We start from the raw sequence: 20879 nt of genomic DNA on the forward strand, positions 1-20879 counted from the left end.
TGTGGCATTGACGATTCTTGGCCTGTCCGGCGCCCTTAGCCATGATCCTTCAGCAGCGTTGTACATTGACGGCAAGCTGGTCGCTGCAGCTGAAGAAGAGCGCTTCGTGCGCGATAAACATGCAAAGAACCGCATGCCTTACGAATCGGCGAAGTTTTGCCTCGAACAGGCCGGCATCAAACCGTCGGACGTCGACGTGGTGGCGATTCCATTCGCGCCAATCAGCCTGTTCGGCAAGGCGCGCTGGCACTACGCCAAGCGTTACTGGTACGCCCCGGACCGCGCACTCGACGCGATCCTGATGGGCAACCGTCGCTACAAGCGCTACCGCAACAAGATCGTCTGGTGCCTCGAGCAACTGGGCTTCGATCCGAAGAAAATCAGGATCGAGCCGGTCGAGCATCACCTCGCCCACGCCTCCAGTGCCTACCATTGCTCCGGTTTCAAAGAAAAAACCGCGATCCTCGGGATCGATGGCAAGGGTGAATACGCCACGACCTTCTTCGGTTACGGCGAGAACGGCAAGATCCACAAGATCAAGGAATTCTTCGATCCGGACTCCTTGGGTGGCCTGTACGGCGCAATCACCGAGTTCCTCGGTTTCGAGATGCTCGACGGTGAATTCAAGGTCATGGGCATGGCGCCGTACGGCGATGCCGGCAAGTATGACTTCTCGCGTCTGGCCTCGTTTGAAAATGGCGAGCTGGTGATCAACACCGATTACGCCAACGTCATCGGCCTGCGTCGCTATAAAGAGAAGGGCAAGGGTTTTTACTTCTCGCCAAAACTGATCGAGTGGCTGGGACCGAAGCGCGAAGGCGACATCGCCGACGAGCCTTACATCCACTACGCCGCGAGCATGCAAGCGCTGTTCGAGAAACTGGCGTTGCAGATGATCGACCATTACCTGGGCGACGTACTCAAGGAAACCGGCAAACTGGCCTTCGCCGGTGGCTGTGCGTTGAACGTCAAGCTGAACCAGAAAATCATCGCTCGCGATGACGTCAAAGAGCTGTTCGTTCAGCCTGCCTCCGGCGATGCCGGTACTGCAGTCGGTGCTGCGGCTTATGTTTCTCATGCCCGTGGCGTTCCGGTCGAGAAGATGGAGCACGTCTACCTCGGCCCGTCATACAGCAACGAAGACGTCCTCGCTGCCTGCGCCCGTCACCCGAGCAAACCGGTGTGGCGCAAGCTTGAGAACATGCCGGAAAACATCGCCAAAATCATGGTCGATGGCAACCCGGTGGCGTGGTTCCAGGGGCGCATGGAATTCGGTCCGCGTGCCTTGGGCGGTCGTTCGATCATCGGTTGCCCAAGCGCGACCGGCGTGGCCGACCGGATCAACCACCAGATCAAGTTCCGCGAGCGCTGGAGGCCCTTCTGCCCCTCGATGCTCGACACGGTCGCTCCACAAATGATCAAGATCGATCACCCGGCGCCCTTCATGACCTTCACTTTCGAAGTTGCCGAAGAGTGGAAGACCCGCGTGCCGGAAGTCGTCCACGAAGATGGCACTTCCCGGGCCCAGGTGCTCAAGCGCGAATACAATCCGCGCTACTACGACATGATGAAAGCCCTCGAAGTGCTGACCGGTAATGGCGTGTCGCTGAACACCTCGCTCAACCGTCGCGGCGAACCGATGATCTGCTCGCCGACCGATGCCTTGAACATGTTCTTCGGTTCCGACCTGCAGTACCTGATCATGGAAGACATTCTGGTGGTCAAAGAGGGCGCGGACGCTTATGACACGCTCGGCTGAGCGCCATGTGTTGCAGTTCTGCCACGGCTATGACGGGCCGTTTCTGGATTGCGCACGGCAGTACGCCAGCCTGTTCGCGGGGACCGGTTATCGAGTGACCACGGTTTTTTTGACCGGGGCCGCCGATGCCGACGTCGCCGCGGGCTGCTCCAGCGACGAAGTGCTGTTCATGGAATACAGCTCCAAAGCCATTCGCGGCCTGAAGCTGGGCGCCATCAGCGACCTGCGCAAGATCGCGGCTTCGCGCAATTTCAGTTTTTGTATCGCTCACCGTTCCAAGCCGATCTACATCGCCCTGCTGGGGACGTCTTTGCCGGTGATTGGCGTGCATCATGCGCTGGGCGACTACACGCGCGGCACACGCAAACTCTTCGCCGGTATTTTCCGCAAGCGCCTGAGTCTGCTCGGGGTATCCGATGCGGTGCGCGATGACATCCGCAACAGCCTGCCGAAATGGCCTGCCGGACAAATCCAGACGCTCTATAACCGCATCGATGTGCAGGCCTTGCAGGACAGCCAGGTGTCGGTTCGCGAAGCCCGGGAAGCCCTTGGTTTGTCGATGGATGCCTGGATTGTCGGCAACGTTGGCAGGCTGCATCCTGACAAGGACCAGGCCACGTTACTGCGTGGGTTTGCCGCGGCGTTACCGTGTTTGCCCGCGAACAGCCAATTGGCGATTCTCGGCGTTGGCCGGTTGGAGCAGGACCTGAAGGCGCTGGCCCACGAACTGGGGGTCGCCGACCGTGTGCTGTTCCTTGGCCAGGTTCCCGAAGCCCGGCGCTATTTTCGCGCATTCGATGTGTTCGCCTTGAGCTCCGATCACGAACCTTTCGGCATGGTGCTGCTGGAGGCGATGGCGGCCGGTTTGCCGTTGCTCGTGACCGCGTGCGGTGGCGCGAAGGAAGTGGTCGAAGGCGTCGGCATTCTGTTCCCGCTGGGCGATGCCGAGCGCATGGCCCAGGGCCTGCAACGACTGGCCGCCATGGATGATCAGGAGCGTCAGCAGTGTGCGCAGCTGATGCTCGACCGCTTGCACGAGCGCTTTTCCGATCGCGCGGTGCGTGACGTTTTCTGGCATCTGCCCTTCGTCATCGAACGTGAGCCGAGGGCTTGATGCTGGAGCAAGGAAGACGATGAAAGTTTTATTTCTGGTCCAGAAAGATCAGCGAGCCATTCTTGACCGCTTGTACGAAGGCGTTGCCGCGCACTGCGAATGCGAGATGCGCTGGCTCGGCAGTGAGGAGCAACGCAACCTGCGTGGCTACTTCCGTCGTGAGGTCGACGTGTCACGGTATGACCGCATCGTGTTCTTTCTGCGCTTCAAGCAGGAGATTCGCCAGGCCGGGTTCATTCGTACCATCCCCAATCTGGTGATTCTTGAGCACGACGCCTACCAGAACTACATTGCGTGCAAGTACACCGGCAAGTTCAGTGCGCATTATCGGCGTATGCCGTGGGCCCGAATCATCACCTCCGGTTTCGTGGTTGGCGAACGCTTGCGCGGTGAAGGGTTTGACGCCGTTTTCGTTCCCAAAGGTTACGACCAGGCGTTGTTGCAGGACCAGGGCCGCGAGCGCGATATCGAACTGGCGTTTGTGGGCAGCACCAGCAGCGGCGCCTACAGTGGTCGCAAGGCACTGCTTGATGAGTTGGCAGGTGTCGAACCCTTGGTTGTAACCCGCACCAATTCGGGTGACGAGTACCGTGACACGCTCAACCGCATACGCTTTTTCGTCAGCGCCGATGTCGGCATGGGCGAGTTCATGATCAAGAATTTCGAAGCCATGGCTTGCGGCTGTGTGCTGCTCGCCTATGATCAGGGCGCGGCCGAAAGTAATGCATTGGGCCTGCAGGATATGCACAACGTGGTGTTCTATCAGGACATTGCACAGCTCCAGGAAAAGTTGCGCAGGTTACGCGCGGATCCGGAGCTGGCGCAGCGTATTGCGTGCAACGGTCGTGACCTGGCGGTCAGCCAGTTCAGCTTTGCGCGAATCGGTCAGCGGATCGTTGAGGCGATCGAGCCGGCATTGCGTGCGCGTGCGCCGTTGAGTTTCCTCGAAACAGTTCGCCTGAATTTGGGCATTTGACACGGGCCACTCGGCGATTGATATTGCTGCCGACTCCGACTTTATTGAGAATCAGGTGCAATTTTCACAACAAAGCAACATTACATTGGTGGTCACGAGTTGTGGCCGGCTGGATTTGCTCAAGGCAACGCTCGACAGCTTTGATCGGTTCAACACGGCTGCCATTCGTGAGGTCTTCATCACCGAAGATGCCGGCGACGAGGGCGTTCGCGCGATCATTCCCGCTCACTGGAAGGATCATTGCACGGTATTCGTCAATCGCCCGAAGCTGGGTCAACTGGCGTCCATCGACCTGGCCTATGAGCACGTCAAGACGCCGTACATCTTCCATTGCGAAGACGACTGGCAGTTCTATCGCTCGGGGTTCGTCGAGGACTCGATGATCATTCTCGATGCGCGTGAGGAAATCCTCCAGGTCTGGCTGCGCAACTATATTTACGACTTGAAGGTGCACAGCCCCTACATTCATCGTGGAGAAAGAGAAGTCATCGGCGGCGTGGCCTGCTACCCGTTGATCTCCGAAAAACCGGAATGGCAGGGCTTCTCGCTCAATCCCGGGTTACGCCGGGTCAAGGAATATCGGTTGTGTGCCCCGTTTTCTGCGCACGGTGGCGAGAAGGCACTCTCACAACGCTATGCACAGCTCAACCTGAACGCCGTGACGCTCGAAGCTGACGCCGTTTTGCATACCGGTTTCGGTGAACACGTGCAGACGCCTGCCGAGCGGCAACGCAAGGCCCGCCGCAGTCGTCGCGAACAGATCAGGTCCGCATTATTTTTGTTGCTGGGAGTCTGCATTGGCTGGTTTATCAACTAGGTGCACCGCAGCTCGTTTGCAGATTTCCCGACATTGGCTCCTGCGCCTATGAGTATTCTCAACGTCATGTGGGCCGGCGGCGCGCCGTTTGCCTCGATCCACAAGGTGCATCAGCAGATATTGTCCCAAGCGGACCCTTCCATGCCGATCAAAACCTGGTTGCTGCAAGGCTCGGCGGCCGGTTGCGGCGGCAATGTTGATGAAGCCACGGAGTGGAGACTGTCATCCGCCCGGTTAAAGGGGCGGCATATCTGGCGCTTGACCAGACCCTGGATGATGGCCAGGTTTCACAAAGCCTTGAAGGACAGTGATGCCCGGGTGCTGCTGATTGACGGCTTGGGTGTCGCGCGCACGTTGTTGCCGTTACTCGAAGACCTGCCGCATATCCGCGCCGTGGTGATTTTTCACGGGTCGTCACGCCTCTATGCGGCTGATCCAGGTCTGTTTCACAGACTTGCGCCAGGTCGACTCACCCTGGCTGCGGTATCGAATACGCTTGCGGCTTCGTTGAGCCATGAACTGCAAATGCCGGTCATGACATTGCGCAGTGCCTTTGATCCTGTGGCCTTTCGCGCCGCCGCATTTTCTCGACAACAAGCCCGCAGCCGTCTGGGATTGCCCCAGGATGGCACGCCGGTGCTGGGTGCGGTGGGGCGCCTGGTCGCGGAAAAAGGCTTCGCCTGCCTGCTCGACGCTTTCGCCGCGGCGCTACGTGAGCGTCCCGATCTGCGACTGGTGATCATTGGCGAAGGGTCGGCGCGAGCCACGCTTGAAGCGCGCGTCGAGCAACAGGGCTTGCGCGACAACGTCTTGTTGCCGGGCCATCTGGACGACGCCGCGCAGCTCTACCGCGCGTTTGACTGGGTAGCGATTCCATCCTTGAGCGAAGGGCTGGGGCTGATCATGCAGGAAGCGGTCATGGCGGGCGTTCCCGTGCTGGCCAGCGAGCTGCCGGTATTTCGCGAACAATTGGCCAGCGCCGGCTGGTATGCCCCGGTTGACGATGCGCGTGGCTGGAGCGATGCCATCGTCAAAGCCTTCAGCGTTTCCCCTGAACAAATCGCCGCCGATCAATACAAGGTGCTGTCTCCCGAGGACGCCTGGCTGCGTTTCAGTCAGGACGCCCGTGCATTGCTTTCATGATGCCAGCACTGCCCTTTCCAATGATTGCATTGGAAAGGTGTCGTTCAGCTTTTCACGCGCAATATAGCGAGCGAAGTGCTGCAGGTTGCGCTTGACCAGGCGTTTGGGCAAAGGTCCTCGAAAGAAGCGCATATCCGCTACATCGATCAGGCCCATCTGGTTGTCCGGTGTGACCACGATGTTGCCCAGGTGCAAGGAGCGGAAATAGATTCCCGACTGGTGCAGGCGGTGTATCAACCCGGTCAGGGCCGGTAGCGTCTGTTGCCAGTTGAAATCCTGCTTCTCGGAGATTTGGCGCAGGGTTTCTCCGGCCAGTGGCCGGTAAAGCACAGCGGTCATGCCTGGAGCCGGCAGTCGATGAAATTGCAGGACTTGCAAGGTCGGCACGCCGCGCGTTTGCAGTTTGGCGACATTGTCGATAAAGCGTTTCGAATACGGGCGAAACAGCGCTGAAGAGAACAGACGCTTGCGCCGAAACACTTTGAGCATATTCCCATCCTGTAACAGGTAGACTTTCGGCCCAAAGCCGTCGGCCTCCAGTATTCTGGCGCCTTCAATCATTTGATCCAGTGCGTCTTGTGGAAGGCGGGAGCATTGCATCGTAAGAAGCCTTGTTGAAATGGCGGGGCACAGTAGCAGGCAATGATGCCGAAAAGTGTCGGCTTTAACCATCCGGGTTATCGGGTGAACTCTTTCAGGAGCAATCTGATGCACGAAACACGCTGGGCGCAAACATGGATGACGGTGGGGTTGTTGTGGTTTCTGCTGGCCATTGCACTCGCGCCTACGAACAAGATCTTCCAACAAGGCCTGATCGCCTTGCTCTGGTTGCCAGCCCTGGTGTTTTGCTGGTCGGCGCGGGTCCGGGTCGTGGAATTGCTCCGGGAGCAACGCTGGGTGTATTTGCCGATGCTCGGGTTGCTGATCTGGTCGCTGATCAGTCTTTCGTGGACGAATGCCGAAGAGCCGGGCCGTGAAGCCAAGCGTCTGCTCTACATCATGCTGTTCCTGCTGTTTTTCCCGGTGTTTGCCAATGGCCGCTCCGAGCGGGTGATTCGCCTCATGCAATGGGGCGGTATCGGGTTGGCGGTCACTGCGCTGATGGCCATCATCCGGTTTTACGGGATCAATCAAAACGGCTGGGTTGCGCGTGTCGAAGGATTGGGCGAGTTGTCGCATCCGATTCTGGGCGGTTATGTCATTGGTCTGGCCGCCGTCTGGCTTCTCCATTGGGTGCCACGCTCGCGCTGGATGCAGGTGGGTTGGGTGATAGCGCTGAGCTTTCTGTGCGTGTTCGTAATGCTGAGCCAGAGTCGAGGCGCGGCGTTGGCGCTGCTGCTCACGGTCCTTGCGATGCCGATCTGGTGTCGCGACCAGCGCAGTCGGGTCATCGCTGTCGCGGCGCTGGCAGTGGCCATGTTGGCGTTCTGGGTTTTCGAGCCTTTGGTCATGGCACGCGGTGTTTCCTTTCGCCCGCAGATACTGGTCTCCAGTTTGCATATGATTGCTGAGAATCCCTGGCTGGGCATTGGTCTGGGCGGAAACTACAGGGTATTGGCCGAAGGTGTGCTGTTCGATCACACGCACAATCTGTTCACCCATGTGGCCATCGAGCTGGGGCTGCCGGGGCTGTTGTTGTGGTGCACGGTGTGGCTTGCGGTGCTGCGCGAGGCCTGGAAAGCCCGGGCAACGATTTATGGTCAAGGCGTCATCGGCATCTGGTTATTTTCCTCGCTGGCCCTGCAATTCGATGCCGCCAACCTGACCGGAACACCGCGGCCCGAATGGTTCATCACGTGGCTGCCCGTGGGCCTGGCCAGTGTTTTGGTCTGGGTGCGGGGCAATCCCGGTGCTTGTGATAAAATTTCGCGTTCTACCTAACCAGTGAGCTCTACGATGAGTGACGCACCGCCCAAAGCGGGACAGGAATCCAGCCTGAAAATTTATTTTCGGCTGTTGGGGTATGTGAAACCCTATGTGGGCCTTTTCCTCCTGAGTATCGTGGGCTTCGTGATCTTTGCCTCCACCCAGCCAATGCTGGCGGGGATTCTCAAGTATTTCGTCGATGGTCTGAGCAACCCGCAAGCCGTGCTGTTCCCCAACGTGCCATATTTGAAAGATCTGCAGCTGCTGATGGCGGTGCCGTTGCTGATCATCCTGATTGCCGCATGGCAGGGCCTCGGGTCGTTCCTGGGTAATTACTACCTGGCGAAAGTCTCGCTGGGGTTGGTACACGATCTGCGCGTCGAGTTGTTCAACAAGTTGCTGGTGCTGCCAAACCGTTATTTCGACACCCATAATTCCGGGCACCTGATCTCACGCATTACGTTCAACGTGACCATGGTCACCGGCGCCGCCACGGACGCCATCAAGGTGGTCATCCGCGAAGGGCTGACCGTGGTATTCCTGTTTGCCTACCTGGTGTGGATGAACTGGAAGCTGACGCTGGTGATGCTGGCGATTCTGCCGGTGATCGCGTTCATGGTTGGCAATACCAGCAAGAAATTTCGCAAGCAGAGCAAGAAAATCCAGGTGGCCATGGGTGACGTTACTCACGTCGCGTCAGAGACCATTCAGGGTTATCGCGTGGTCCGCAGTTTCGGTGGCGAAAGCTACGAACAGCAGCGTTTTGCCAAGGCCAGCCACAGCAACACCGACAAACAGCTGCGCATGACCAAGACCGGAGCGGTCTACACCCCGATGCTGCAGCTGGTGATCTATACGGCCATGGCGGTGCTGATGTTCCTGGTGCTGTTTCTGCGCGGCGATGCGACCGCCGGTGACCTGGTGGCCTATATCACCGCCGCAGGCCTGTTGCCGAAGCCAATTCGGCAGCTGTCGGAAGTCAGTTCGACGATTCAGAAAGGCGTCGCCGGCGCAGAAAGTATCTTCGAGCAGCTGGACGTCGAACCCGAAGTCGATAAGGGTACTGTCGAGAAAGATCGGGTCAATGGCCATCTGGAAGTACGCAACTTGAGCTTCACTTACCCCGGGACCGACCGTGAAGTGCTGAAAAACATCAGCTTCACCGCGGCGCCGGGGCAGATGATTGCACTGGTAGGGCGCTCCGGCAGCGGCAAGTCGACCCTCGCCGCGTTGATTCCGCGTTTTTACCACCACGAAACCGGTGAGATTTTGCTCGATGACGTGGAAATTGAAGACTATCGCCTGCGCAACCTGCGACGCCATGTCGCTCAGGTGACCCAACACGTCACGCTGTTCAATGACACGGTCGCCAATAACATTGCTTATGGAGACCTGGCCGGCGCTCCGCGTGAGGACATCGAGAAAGCCGCGGCAGACGCCAATGCAATGGACTTTATCGCTCAGCTGCCACAAGGGCTGGACACGGACGTCGGCGAGAACGGCGTATTGCTGTCCGGCGGCCAGCGCCAGCGTCTGGCGATTGCCCGCGCATTGCTGAAAAACGCGCCGCTGCTGATTCTCGATGAAGCCACTTCGGCCCTGGATACAGAGTCGGAGCGTCACATCCAGGCGGCGCTGGACAAGGTCATGAAAGGTCGCACAACGCTGGTGATTGCGCACCGGCTGTCTACCATCGAGAAAGCAGACCTGATTCTGGTCATGGATCACGGTGAAATTGTCGAGCGTGGTACTCATGCTCAACTGCTGGCCGAGGGCGGTTACTATTCGCGCCTGCACGCCATGGGGCTGGACGAGCCTGCTCCGCTCGGCATCACCTGACCCCGCTGCGGCATGCTGGTCAGGAGAGTTTCGGTATCGATAAAAACATCCGGAGTACCCTTGGGTATCCGGATGTAATTGTTTGAACGTGAACATTTACACTTCTTGGCGCCAGCCCGATAAAGCCGCTGCGCAAGCTCTTGCCAACCCTGTGCTAATATCGCGCCCCTGTTCATTTTGTATGTGGGTTGCTCCATGAAGTTGTCCATGCCGCGATTCGATCAAGCGCCTGTCTTGGTGGTCGGCGATGTCATGCTCGACCGTTACTGGCATGGTGGTACCTCGCGGATTTCACCTGAGGCACCTGTTCCGGTGGTCAAGGTCGAGCAAATCGAGGACCGCCCGGGCGGTGCCGCCAACGTTGCGTTGAACATTGCCGCTCTCGGCGCACCTGCTTCCCTGGTCGGCGTGACCGGCGACGATGAAGCCGCCGACAGTCTGGTCAATAGCCTCAACGGCGCCGGCGTACGGGCACTGTTTCAGCGCATTGCGCATCAGCCGACCATCGTCAAGCTGCGGGTCATGAGCCGGCACCAGCAGCTGCTGCGTATCGACTTCGAAGAACCCTTCGCCACCGACGCGCTGGCGTTAGGCGAGCAAGTCGAAGAGCTGCTCGAAGGTATCAAGGTGCTGGTGCTGTCCGACTACGGCAAAGGCGCGCTGAAGAATCACCAGATGCTGATTCAGGCTGCCCGTGCCCGGGGCATTCCGGTACTGGCCGACCCCAAGGGCAAGGATTTCTCGATCTACCGGGGCGCGAGCCTGATTACGCCCAACCTCAGCGAATTCGAAACCATCGTCGGCGGTTGCGCCGATGAGCACGACCTTGTGAGCAAAGGCGCGCAGTTGATGCACGACCTGGATCTCGGCGCATTGCTGGTGACCCGCGGCGAGCACGGCATGACCCTGCTGCGCCCGGACCATCCGGCGCTGCATTTGCCAGCGCGCGCGCGCGAAGTGTTTGACGTGACCGGTGCCGGTGACACGGTGATCTCCACTCTGGCTGCCGCAATCGCCGCAGGTGAAGAGCTGCCGCACGCGGTGGCCCTAGCCAATCTGGCGGCGGGCATCGTTGTCGGCAAGCTCGGTACGGCGGCCATCAGCGCCCCGGAACTGCGTCGCGCCATCCAGCGTGAGGAAGGTTCCGAGCGCGGAGTGCTGGGCCTCGAACAACTGCTGCTGGCGGTCGACGATGCGCGTGCGCACAAAGAGCGGATCGTCTTCACCAACGGTTGCTTCGACATCCTCCACGCCGGCCACGTGACCTACCTCGAGCAAGCGCGGGCCCAAGGCGACCGTCTGATCGTCGCGGTCAATGACGATGCATCGGTCAGTCGACTGAAAGGGCCAGGCCGTCCGATCAACAGCGTTGACCGCCGCATGGCTGTTCTCGCAGGTCTGGGCGCGGTGGACTGGGTGATCAGCTTCGCTGAAGGCACACCGGAAAACCTGCTGCGCGAGGTCAAGCCGGACGTGCTGGTCAAGGGTGGCGATTACGGGATCGAGCAAGTGGTCGGTGCGGACATCGTCAGTGCGTATGGTGGGGTCGTAAAAGTGCTGGGGTTGGTGGAAAACAGCTCGACCACGGCAATTGTCGAAAAAATCCGCCAGTCGTAGGTGCTGTTTCGGCATCACCTGAATCGTAAAGTCAAAGATCGTCCGAACGGACGATCTTTTGCTTTCAAGAGCTGGCCTTTTTGCGCGGTACGATCTTCTTCAGCAGTTGCTTGGCCTTCCCGCCTAATCGGGCTAATCCGGATTTCTTCCCCGGTGGACTCAGACCCTGCTGCTGTACCCAATCCTTCCAGCGAATTCGCTCGTCGCGCACCAGCCAGCCCTCCTGCCGGGCAAAACTTTCCGCCAGGTACAACCCGCGGGTACTCGCCGGATAAAGCTGATCCTTTTTCAACGTATACAGTTCGGCCATTGGCTGGCCGTCCTGCAGTGGCATCAAATACAGATCGGGGCGCTTGCGATCCAGCCGGGTCACCAATTGATCCCCCTCCAGTCGTTCGTCAACATGGAACAGACTCAGGGATTTGGCTTCCTTTGGCACGTCGAGTCGCAAGTCATAAATCAGTTGCAATGATGCAGTCGGCAAATGCACATACGCCCACGGACGCTCCAGCAGTTGCAGGTGGCCGCACCGTACCGGGCGTGGCGCGCCGGACAACGGCGTCAAACGAAATGGCAGAGCTTCGCGATAGTGCAGCGCGGCGGCGTAGGGCGCCGGCAGCCAGGTGTCATTGAAGCGTCCGCCAAGCCAGCCTTCCGGGGTTTCCAGCATGCACTCTTCGGCAATTTCCTGAATTGCGGTGTGCAGCGGCAGGTTGAGCTCATGAGCCGGTACATATCCGGAAATCAGCTTGAGCACCACATCGCCACGGTCTTGCCGACGCTGGCGCACCAGAATCCAGTAATCGCGATTCTGCCAGTGCAGGGTCAATCGCACCGACACCCCAAGATTGGCCAGCTCCAGTGCGAATCGTTCAGGGTCGGTTACGGTGACCGGGCGGCGGCGTTGCAGGGTTTGCGCGAAATTGAGCGGCATCCCGACGCTCTGATAACTCAAGCCTTCGGGAGTCGCTTCGACGGATAACGGCAGGGTCTTGAAGTTGCTCGGATTCTTTCTGATGAGCGTGCGCGGCATGTCGGCTCCTGCTTAAGGGCCGCATGCGCGGCATCAGTTTCTACGAAGGACGTTGGCAACGGTTGCGACATTGTGGCCGAGGTGCAGCGGATTGATGGTCCCGACAATAGCACTGGCAATACCCGGACGTTCAAACAACAGCTCGAAGCTGGCGCGCACCGGGTCAACGCCCGGGCTCAGGCACACATGGCCGCTGGCCAATGCTTTTTTCACCAGGATGGCTTTGCCGTGTGCAGCAGCATAGTCAATCACCGGCCTCTCGTTCTGTTCGTTCAGATTGTAGGTGACCATTGCGCAATCACCCTGTTCCAGAGCCTTCAAACCACCTTCGACGGTTTTGCCGGAGAAACCGAAGCCGCGAATTTTACCTTCGGCCTTGAGCGCGGCGAGGGTGGCGTAAACTTCGCTGCCTTCAAGAATCGCCAGGTCGTTGCCGTCGGAGTGCACCAACACCAGGTCGATGAAATCCGTTTGCAGGCGTTGCAGACTGCGCTCCACCGAGAGCCGTGTGTGCGCGGCACTGAAATCATGGCTCGATTGCCCGTCGGCAAATTCTTCACCGACCTTGCTGACGATCACCCAGTCTTTGCGTTGACCCTGCAGTAACGGGCCGAGGCGTTCTTCGCTGCGACCGTAAGCCGGGGCGGTGTCGATCAGGTTGATGCCCAGATTACGCGCGAACGTGAGCAGCCTGCGTGCTTCGTCGTCGTCGGGGATCTTGAAACCGTTGGGGTATTTCACGCCTTGGTCACGGCCGAGTTTCACCGTGCCCAGACCCAACGGCGACACAGAAAGGCCGGTGCTGCCCAGCGGGCGATGGAGTTCGTGCAGTGTCGGTTGGCTCATGGCAGCAGTTGCTCCCAGGCGGGGATGCCCATTGGTGGTTTTGGCAAGTCGGGCAAAGGCGCTGTCTGGGTCGGCTGGATGCCGTCGCGCTCAAGGTTTGCGATGACCCGATCGGCAAAGTCCGGTGCCAGCGCCAGTTTGGTCGGCCAGCCGACCAGCAGTCGGCCTTCTTCGGCCAGGAATGCATTGTCCGGGCGGGTCAGGCCGGTTTGCAGCGGTTCGGCGCGGTCTACGCGCAATGTCGCCCATTGCGCCGTACTCAGGTCGATCCATGGCAACAATTGAGCGAGTTCTTTCTGTGCGGTGGCAATCTGCTCGGCCGGTTGACGGTTGACCCCGTCGGTTTCGGCGATGTCACCGCCGAGGTACCAGACCCATTGGCCATCAGCCGTCGGATGCGTGGTAATGGTGATGCGCGGTTTGGTTCCGCCGCCCAGGCAGTGGGCATACAGCGGTTTAAGGCCAGGGCCTTTGGCAATGATCATGTGCAGCGGCCGGCGCTGCATGGCCGGGCGACTGATACCGAGCGTTTCGAGCAAGGCTGCTGTGCCGGCACCGGCGCTGAGGACGATGCGCTGGGCGCGAATCTCGTGCTCATCGACGTTCAGCCCGACCAGTTTTCCACCTTCGAGCAGCGGTGCGATCGATTGCCCGGCGAGCAAGCTGTCGCCTCCAAGATCTGCAAGTCGCTGGATCAAACTCGGCACATCAACCACCAGTTCCGCCAAGCGATAGACTTTGCCCTTGAAACGCTTGTCCTGCAGGGCGGGTGGCAGTTGATCGCCTGTGACCTGATCGACTCGGCCACGTACGGCTTTACTGGCGAAGAAACTGGTGAGGTTGCCGGCGAGCGTGCCCGGGGACCACAGGTAATGGGCTTCGGACAGCAGGCGTACGCCGGACAGGTCCAGTTCGCCGTTGCCGGCAAGGGCTTCGCGCCAGCGCCTTGGCATGTCGGCGATGGCTTCCGAGGCGCCGGTCAGTGCGCCGTGCAAGGCGTATTTGGCGCCGCCATGAATGATGCCCTGTGACTTCATGCTCTGCCCGCCACCGAGCGTGGCGCTTTCCACCAACACGGTCGAAAACCCTTGGCGGCGCAGGCGCGCATTGAGCCAGAGGCCGGCGACACCAGCGCCGACAATCAGAACGTCGGTGGAAATAACAGATGGCATGCAGCGACCTCAGTGTTCAAGACGAGGGCGCAGTATACAGATTCATGCCGGGCGCCATATTTGTAGCAGCTGCCGCAGGCTGCGTTCGGGGACGAAGTCCACGCCTGCGGTTACTGGCCAAATCGGACGACTGCTGCGCCGTGGCGCATTGACGCCTCGGCTTGGGCGAGTCCATCCAATTACAGGGGACGTCAGTGTCCTGCGGTTTTCGAGAACAGCTGGATCACCACCACGCCGAGCACGATCAACGCCATCCCCAACATCGCCGGCACGTCCAGTTTTTGTCCGTAAATGAACAGCGCCGCGACGCTGACCATCACGATCCCCATCCCGGCCCACACGGCGTAAGCCACGCCCACCGGCACGCTGCGTACCACCAGAGTCAGCATCCAGAAGGCAATGCCATAACCGACAATAACCAGAACCAACGGCAATGGCGTGCTGAACCCTTTGACAGCTTTCATCGAAACAGTGGCGATCACTTCTGCGCAGATGGCAATGGCCAGGTAGTAATAAGCGGTCATGGATGCATCCTCGTGTGAAGTGTTGCTGATGAGATCGGCATTCTAGAGATTGTTTAGATGCGGTAAAGTCATTACCTATCTGTTTGGGAGATGGCTTATGCGCGTGCAATGGAATCTCGAGCAGCTACGCCTGTTCGTCAGCGTGGCGGAGCGTCGCTCGTTCTCGGCCGTTGCGCGTGATCTGCGTAAAGCGCAATCAGCTGTCAGCAGTTCGATTGCAATGCTCGAGGCGGATCTGGGTGTGAATCTGTTCGAGCGTAGTTGCGGTCGCCAGCCGAAACTTACCGAGGCGGGCCACGCGCTGCTCGACGAGGCGCGGGAAGTACTGCGCCAGTGCGAGCGCCTCAACGGTCGGGCGCTGGCCATGATGCGCGGTCAGGAGGCTCGTTTGCGCGTGGCGCAGGACGAAGCGATGCCGTATCAGCCGATCATCGAAAGCTTCGAGGCGCTGGCCGACACATTCCCCAGCCTGGAGGTGCAACTGACCAGCGCCGCACAGGGCGAGGTGGCACGCAAACTGGTGGAGCGCCGGGCCGACCTGGGCTTGCTGTTTTATCACGACCAGATTTCCGAAGCTCTGGAGCGGCGGGTGCTGGGCAGTGTCGAGATGGTTACGGTGTGCGGTGTGGGCCATCCGCTTGCGCAACGACATCAGGTGGACCGTCAGTTATTGGCGCAACACCGGCAACTGCTGATGTCCACACAATCCAGCGTGTACCCGGGCAGCGAGCCCGCCAGCCCGCAGGTGTGGCGGGCCGACAGTTTTTACGTGATGGCCGAATGGCTGGTCCGTGGCCTCGGCTGGGCGTGGTTGCCACGGCACGTGGTGCAATATCCGGCGTATCAGGGGCAAATGGTCGAATTGCTCAGCGAATGGACGCCGCCGGCGCTTATCGTGGAACTGGTGTGGCGCCGCGATGAGCCTTTGGGCCCGGCCGCCCGTTGGCTGGCGGAACGTTTTGCCGTGCACTTGCAGGCGATCGGTGACAAAAGCCGATAAACTCCGCCGCCATGAATAGAACTCTCTACACCGCGCTGTTTTACCTGGGGCTGCCACTGGTAGCGATTCGGCTGTGGCTGCGCTCGCGCAAGGCGCCGGCGTATGCCAAGCGCATCGGTGAGCGGTTTTCCGTCGGCCTGCCGACGATGCAACCCGGTGGCATTTGGGTGCACGCGGTGTCCGTGGGTGAGAGCATTGCCGCTGCGCCGATGATTCGTGCCTTGTTGCAACGCTACCCGGCGCTGCCGGTCACCGTGACCTGCATGACCCCGACCGGGTCGGAGCGCATACAGGCACTGTTCGCCAACGAGCCGCGCATTCAGCACTGCTATCTGCCCTACGATTTGCCGTGTGCAGCGGCACGGTTTCTTGATCGGGTTCAGCCGAAACTGGCCGTCATCATGGAGACCGAGTTGTGGCCCAACCACATTCATCAATGCGCCAGACGCGGGATTCCGGTGGCCCTGGCCAATGCACGATTGTCCGAGCGTTCGGCCAGAGGTTACGGGCGTTTCAGAAAGCTGACCGGCCCGATGCTCGCGGAGATGAGCCTGTTTGCCGTGCAAACCGAAGCAGAGGCCCGGCGCTTCCGCGATCTGGGCGCCCGTGCGCAAACCGTCGAAGTCACCGGCTCGATCAAATTCGACCTGACCATCGATCCGCAATTGCTTGAGCGCGCCGCCGCTTTACGCGGCCAGTGGCAGGCGCAAGAGCGCCCGGTATGGATTGCTGCGAGCACCCACGACGGTGAGGATGAAGTGGTGCTGGCGGCCCATCGGCGGTTGTTGACAGATCATCCCGATGCGTTGCTGATTCTGGTGCCACGCCATCCCGAGCGTTTCAACGCCGTGTTCGAGTTGTGCCAGCAGCAGGGTTTCGCCACGGTGCGTCGATCTTCCGACGAGGCGGTGACTGCCAGCACTTCGGTGTTGCTTGGCGACACCATGGGTGAATTGTTGTTTCTCTATGCGTTGGCCGATACCGCGTTCGTCGGTGGAAGTCTGGTGGCCAATGGTGGGCATAACTTGCTGGAACCGGCGGCGCTGGCCAAACCAGTGCTCAGCGGCCCGCACCTGTTCAACTTCCTCGAAATCGCCGCGCAGTTGCGTAATGCTGGAGCGTTGCAGGAAGTGGACGATGCCGAAAGCCTGGCGCTGGCGGTGCAGCGCCTGTTCGAATTGCCGCGCGATGCGCAGCGGATGGCAGAGGCGGGGTTGCAGGTGATGCGGCGTAATCAGGGTGCGTTGCAGCGATTGCTGGATGGGTTGGGGCGTTTGATCTCGCCTCAGAATGTATTCCATTCGGAGGTTAAGGCCGGGCCTTGAGTTGCTCGGCCGCAGCCTTGGCCAGATCCGGCGGGAGGAAATCCTTGTCCGGGTTGTAGTCGGCCTTGAGATAACGCTTCAGGTCCTCCAGATCCCCCGGGTTCAACGTGCCGGCCGCTTGCTTCAGGCGCAGGTTGTCGAGGATGTAGTCGTAACGGGTGTTGTTGTAATTGCGCACGGATGTGTACAGCTGGCGCTGGGCGTCCAGTACATCGACGATATTGCGCGTGCCCACCTGATAACCGATTTCGGTCGCTTCCACCGCGCTCTGGTTGGAGATGATCGACTGCTTGCGCGCCTGTACCTGTTCCACATCGGTATTCACCGCGCGGTGCAGGTTGCGGGTGTTCTCCACCACTTGCCGGCGCAAGCCTTCACGCTGTTGCTCGGTCTGATTCAGGCGCGCGTACGACTCGCGCACCTGTGAGCTGGTCAGGCCGCCGCTGTAGATCGGAATATTCAGTTGCAGCGCCAGGGTGCGTTGCTCGACCGGGCCACCGTAAGCCTGGCCGAACGCGTTGGGGTTGCTGAAGCCAAACGAATCGTTGTCGCCCTTTTCATAGCGCGCTACCGCATCCACGGTCGGTGCATGCCCGGCCTTGCGCTGCCGGAGGGTTTCTTCAGCGGCGCTAACGGCGTAGTTGCTGGCCAGCAGATTGAGGTTCTGTCGGGCCGCCGTGTCGACCCACGACTTGGCGTCATTCGGTGCTGGCGGCAGAATCGGCAAAGTGTGGACGATGCCTTGAATCGAGTTGTACTGACGGTTGGTCAGGGTGATCAACGCCTCGAATGCATCATCCACCTGACGCTGCGCGACAATCCGGTTGGCCCGCGCGGTGTCGTAGCTGGCCTGGGATTGCAGCACATCGGTCTTGTCCGACAGGCCGACGTCGAAGCGCTCGTTGGACTGATCCAGCTGACGCTTGAAAGCGGCTTCTTCGGCCTTGGTCGAGGCCAGGTTGTCCTGACTGCGCAGCACATTGAAATAGCTCTCGGCGCTTTGCAGAATCAGGTTCTGCTCGGTCGCCGACAGTTGCAGCGCAGCTTGCTCGTTGACGTCCTTGGCCGCCTGATACTGGAACCAGCGATCGGCGCGAAACAGCGGCTGGGAAAGCGTCGCCTGATAAGAGTTGGCGCTGCGGTTGGCCACTGCCGACGGTTGATTGATGTCGGTGCGCACGTTGGCCACCTGGCCACCACCGGACAGGTTCGGCAGCAGCCCGGCACGGGCCTGGGGCACGACTTCTTTTTGCGCGCCATATTGCGCGCGGGCAGCGGCGAGGTCAGCGTTGTTGTCGACCGCTTCCTGATAAACGCTGACCAGGTCGGTATAGGTGGATAGGGGCGCTTCGGCAGCCCAGGCCATTCCATTGGAAGCACAAGACACGGCAAGGGCCAGTGAAAGTTTGCGCAGCATGCGGCCATCCCAAAAAATTACACTGAAAATTGGCGCCGGTTCACAGCGCGACGTTGTCTATGTCGAAAGCGCAGCATCAATCTGCTGCGCGGCGTAGCGAGTGTAGTTGCGCGCACGTTCGGCAACAATCCTGTAATTGCGCCATTCATCACGGTGTTTACTGCGGTGTTGGCGTTCTTTGTCAGTTGTGTCTAGACTGGCCGGGTTCTTGTCGGGGTGCCTTGCTATGAGGCTGAGATCGAATAATTTCGGATCCCGTTGAACCTGATCAGGTTAGCGCCTGCGTAGGGAACAAGATTTCTCGTCACCCGGCGAGTCCTCTTGTGCTTCGTCCGGGATGTTGTTCGACAATCGAACACCCTCGAGCACTGAGCACAGCACTGCTGGTTACACCAGCGCCCGTGCTTCCATTCGTTTACAGGTTCGCTCCGACAAAAATCCACTGCCTGGATGTTGTCTGGAGAGCCCGTGATGACGATAAAACTAAAAAACACAACGAACCTGAGTGACTCGGCACAAGTCGATCAACAGTCTGTTCAGCCGTTTACCCGCTCGCAAAAAATCTACGTCCAGGGCTCGCGTCCGGACATCCTCGTGCCGATGCGCGAAATCAGCCTCGACGTGACGCCGACCGACTTCGGTGGCGAGATCAACGCGCCTGTCGTCGTGTACGACACCTCGGGCCCGTACACCGACCCCAACGTCATCATCGACGTGCGCAAAGGCCTCGCCGATGTGCGTTCGCCGTGGATCGAATCCCGTGGCGACACCGAGCGCCTGCCGGGCCTGAGCTCCAATTTCGGCCAGGAACGTCTCGCCGATGCCGAGCTGACCAAGCTGCGTTTCGCCCACGTCAACAACCCGCGCCGCGCCAAGGCCGGGGCCAATGTCAGCCAGATGCACTATGCGCGCAAAGGCATCATTACCGCCGAGATGGAATACGTCGCCATCCGCGAAAACATGAAGCTTGAAGTTGCTCGCGCGGCTGGCCTGCTGGACCAGCAACATGCCGGCCACAGCTTTGGCGCCAGCGTTCCGAAAATCATCACTCCCGAATTTGTCCGTGACGAGATCGCCCGCGGTCGCGCAATCATTCCGGCCAACATCAACCACACCGAACTGGAACCGATGATCATCGGCCGTAACTTCCTGGTGAAGATCAACGGCAACATCGGCAACAGCGCCCTCGGTTCGTCCATCGAAGAAGAAGTGGCGAAACTGACCTGGGGCATTCGCTGGGGTTCGGACACGGTCATGGACTTGTCCACCGGCAAACACATTCACGAAACCCGCGAGTGGATCATTCGCAACTCGCCGGTGCCGATCGGCACCGTGCCGATTTATCAGGCGCTGGAAAAAGTCGGCGGCGCAGCCGAAGACCTGACCTGGGAGCTGTTCCGCGACACGCTGATCGAACAGGCCGAGCAGGGCGTCGACTATTTCACCATCCACGCCGGCGTGCTGCTGCGCTACGTGCCGCTGACCGCCAAGCGCGTGACCGGCATCGTCTCCCGTGGCGGTTCGATCATGGCCAAGTGGTGCCTGGCGCATCACAAAGAGAACTTCCTCTACACCCATTTCGAAGACATCTGCGAAATCATGAAGGCCTACGACGTCAGCTTCTCGCTGGGCGATGGCCTGCGTCCGGGCTCGATTGCCGACGCCAACGATGCCGCGCAATTCGGCGAGCTGGAAACCCTCGGCGAGCTGACCAGGATCGCCTGGAAACACGACGTGCAATGCATGATCGAAGGCCCCGGCCACGTGCCGATGCAGTTGATCAAAGAGAACATGGACAAGCAGCTCGAGTGCTGCGACGAGGCGCCGTTCTACACCCTCGGCCCGCTGACCACCGACATCGCGCCGGGCTACGACCACATCACCTCCGGCATCGGTGCGGCGATGATCGGCTGGTTCGGGTGCGCGATGCTGTGCTACGTCACGCCCAAGGAACACCTGGGCCTGCCGAACAAGGATGACGTGAAGACCGGGATCATCACCTACAAGATCGCGGCGCATGCTGCCGACCTCGCCAAAGGTCATCCGGGTGCGCAGATTCGTGACAATGCCTTGAGCAAGGCGCGCTTCGAATTCCGCTGGGAAGACCAGTTCAACCTGGGGCTGGACCCGGATACGGCGCGCTCGTATCACGATGAAACCCTGCCGAAGGATTCGGCCAAGGTCGCGCATTTCTGCTCGATGTGCGGGCCGAAATTCTGCTCGATGAAGATCACCCAGGAAGTCCGCGAGTACGCGGCCAACCAGCGCATCGAAACCGTCGACGCCGACGTTGCCCAAGGATTGGCGGAGCAGGCTGAGCGCTTCAAGCAGGAAGGCAGTCAGCTTTATAAGAAAGTTTAAGCGGCAAGCGGCAAGCGGCAAGTTTAAAGCACGCGTCACGCCCGCTTTTACTTGCAGCTTGAAGCTTGAA

The 20879-nt window shown here is 59.8% G+C and carries 17 protein-coding genes and 1 riboswitch; of the genes, 11 read left to right on the plus strand and 6 right to left on the minus strand.

Annotated features, from left to right (window positions below; translation table 11 throughout):
* The first annotated feature begins 1 nt into the window (after position 1).
* Genes ACYZT1_RS02950 through ACYZT1_RS02970 form a run of 5 tightly spaced genes read left to right on the plus strand, consistent with a single transcriptional unit; the run spans position 2 to position 5809 of the window.
* Positions 2-1759: a carbamoyltransferase family protein gene (locus ACYZT1_RS02950; RefSeq protein ID WP_462017597.1), complete on the plus strand. Its 1758-nt coding sequence runs from the start codon at positions 2-4 to the stop codon at positions 1757-1759.
* Positions 1743-2873, plus strand: a complete 1131-nt coding sequence (locus tag ACYZT1_RS02955; RefSeq protein ID WP_462017598.1) for a glycosyltransferase — start codon at positions 1743-1745, stop codon at positions 2871-2873. The genes ACYZT1_RS02950 and ACYZT1_RS02955 overlap by 17 nt, the downstream gene beginning before the upstream one ends.
* Positions 2874-2892: 19 nt before the next feature.
* Positions 2893-3849 carry a glycosyltransferase family protein gene (locus ACYZT1_RS02960; protein ID WP_462017599.1) on the plus strand — a complete coding sequence of 319 codons (957 nt, stop codon included), beginning with the start codon at positions 2893-2895 and terminating at the stop codon, positions 3847-3849.
* Between the two features lie 55 nt (positions 3850-3904).
* The gene (locus tag ACYZT1_RS02965) at positions 3905-4666 is read left to right on the plus strand and encodes a glycosyltransferase family 2 protein (RefSeq protein WP_462017600.1); all 762 of its coding nucleotides are present in this window, start codon (positions 3905-3907) and stop codon (positions 4664-4666) included.
* Between the two features lie 48 nt (positions 4667-4714).
* On the plus strand, positions 4715-5809 hold the full coding sequence (locus ACYZT1_RS02970) for a glycosyltransferase (protein WP_462017601.1): 1095 nt from the start codon (positions 4715-4717) through the stop codon (positions 5807-5809).
* On the opposite strand, the gene ACYZT1_RS02975 is transcribed toward ACYZT1_RS02970, so the two are convergent.
* Positions 5804-6409 (minus strand): BUD32 family EKC/KEOPS complex subunit, encoded by a 606-nt coding sequence (locus ACYZT1_RS02975; protein WP_462019176.1) that lies wholly within the window; start codon positions 6407-6409, stop codon positions 5804-5806. The two genes, ACYZT1_RS02970 and ACYZT1_RS02975, sit on opposite strands and share 6 nt — an antisense overlap.
* A gap of 108 nt (positions 6410-6517) precedes the next feature.
* Here ACYZT1_RS02975 and ACYZT1_RS02980 point away from each other — a divergent pair, with 108 nt between their 5' ends.
* The 3 genes from ACYZT1_RS02980 to hldE all read left to right on the plus strand — a co-directional run bounded on the left by ACYZT1_RS02980 (position 6518) and on the right by hldE (position 11131).
* Entirely contained in the window at positions 6518-7690 is a 1173-nt protein-coding gene (locus ACYZT1_RS02980; RefSeq protein WP_462017602.1) for an O-antigen ligase family protein, read from the plus strand.
* Between the two features lie 15 nt (positions 7691-7705).
* Complete coding sequence (gene msbA, locus ACYZT1_RS02985; protein ID WP_462017603.1) at positions 7706-9514, plus strand: lipid A export permease/ATP-binding protein MsbA; 1809 nt, start codon at positions 7706-7708, stop codon at positions 9512-9514.
* A 195-nt stretch (positions 9515-9709) separates the two neighbouring features.
* Positions 9710-11131 carry a bifunctional D-glycero-beta-D-manno-heptose-7-phosphate kinase/D-glycero-beta-D-manno-heptose 1-phosphate adenylyltransferase HldE gene (gene hldE / locus ACYZT1_RS02990; RefSeq protein WP_462017604.1) on the plus strand — a complete coding sequence of 474 codons (1422 nt, stop codon included), beginning with the start codon at positions 9710-9712 and terminating at the stop codon, positions 11129-11131.
* Positions 11132-11195: 64 nt separating this feature from the next.
* Here hldE and ACYZT1_RS02995 read toward each other — a convergent pair whose 3' ends face one another.
* From ACYZT1_RS02995 to ACYZT1_RS03010, 4 genes are all read right to left on the minus strand, one after another.
* The gene (locus tag ACYZT1_RS02995; RefSeq protein ID WP_462017605.1) at positions 11196-12164 is read right to left on the minus strand and encodes a metal ABC transporter ATPase; all 969 of its coding nucleotides are present in this window, start codon (positions 12162-12164) and stop codon (positions 11196-11198) included.
* Positions 12165-12197: 33 nt separating this feature from the next.
* Positions 12198-13010, minus strand: a complete 813-nt coding sequence (locus tag ACYZT1_RS03000) for an aldo/keto reductase (RefSeq protein WP_462017606.1) — start codon at positions 13008-13010, stop codon at positions 12198-12200.
* Positions 13007-14182 (minus strand): NAD(P)/FAD-dependent oxidoreductase, encoded by a 1176-nt coding sequence (locus ACYZT1_RS03005; protein ID WP_462017607.1) that lies wholly within the window; start codon positions 14180-14182, stop codon positions 13007-13009. Before ACYZT1_RS03005 ends, ACYZT1_RS03000 begins: the two co-directional genes overlap by 4 nt.
* A gap of 191 nt (positions 14183-14373) precedes the next feature.
* A complete protein-coding gene (locus ACYZT1_RS03010) occupies positions 14374-14706 on the minus strand; it encodes a DMT family transporter (RefSeq protein ID WP_015093202.1) in 333 nt (110 codons plus the stop codon).
* Between the two features lie 97 nt (positions 14707-14803).
* Between ACYZT1_RS03010 and ACYZT1_RS03015 the strand changes: the two genes are divergently transcribed.
* On the plus strand, positions 14804-15706 hold the full coding sequence (locus ACYZT1_RS03015) for a LysR family transcriptional regulator (protein ID WP_462017608.1): 903 nt from the start codon (positions 14804-14806) through the stop codon (positions 15704-15706).
* Positions 15707-15717: 11 nt separating this feature from the next.
* Complete coding sequence (waaA, locus tag ACYZT1_RS03020; protein WP_462017609.1) at positions 15718-17031, plus strand: lipid IV(A) 3-deoxy-D-manno-octulosonic acid transferase; 1314 nt, start codon at positions 15718-15720, stop codon at positions 17029-17031.
* Here waaA and ACYZT1_RS03025 read toward each other — a convergent pair.
* Positions 17015-18448 carry a TolC family outer membrane protein gene (locus ACYZT1_RS03025; RefSeq protein ID WP_462017610.1) on the minus strand — a complete coding sequence of 478 codons (1434 nt, stop codon included), beginning with the start codon at positions 18446-18448 and terminating at the stop codon, positions 17015-17017. The two genes, waaA and ACYZT1_RS03025, sit on opposite strands and share 17 nt — an antisense overlap.
* 202 nt (positions 18449-18650) lie before the next feature.
* A riboswitch (TPP riboswitch) is annotated at positions 18651-18756 on the plus strand.
* A 163-nt stretch (positions 18757-18919) separates the two neighbouring features.
* Here ACYZT1_RS03025 and thiC point away from each other — a divergent pair.
* A complete protein-coding gene (gene thiC, locus ACYZT1_RS03030; protein WP_462017611.1) occupies positions 18920-20809 on the plus strand; it encodes a phosphomethylpyrimidine synthase ThiC in 1890 nt (629 codons plus the stop codon).
* Positions 20810-20879: the final 70 nt, after the last annotated feature.

This window comes from Pseudomonas sp. PB3P13, assembly GCF_054897735.1.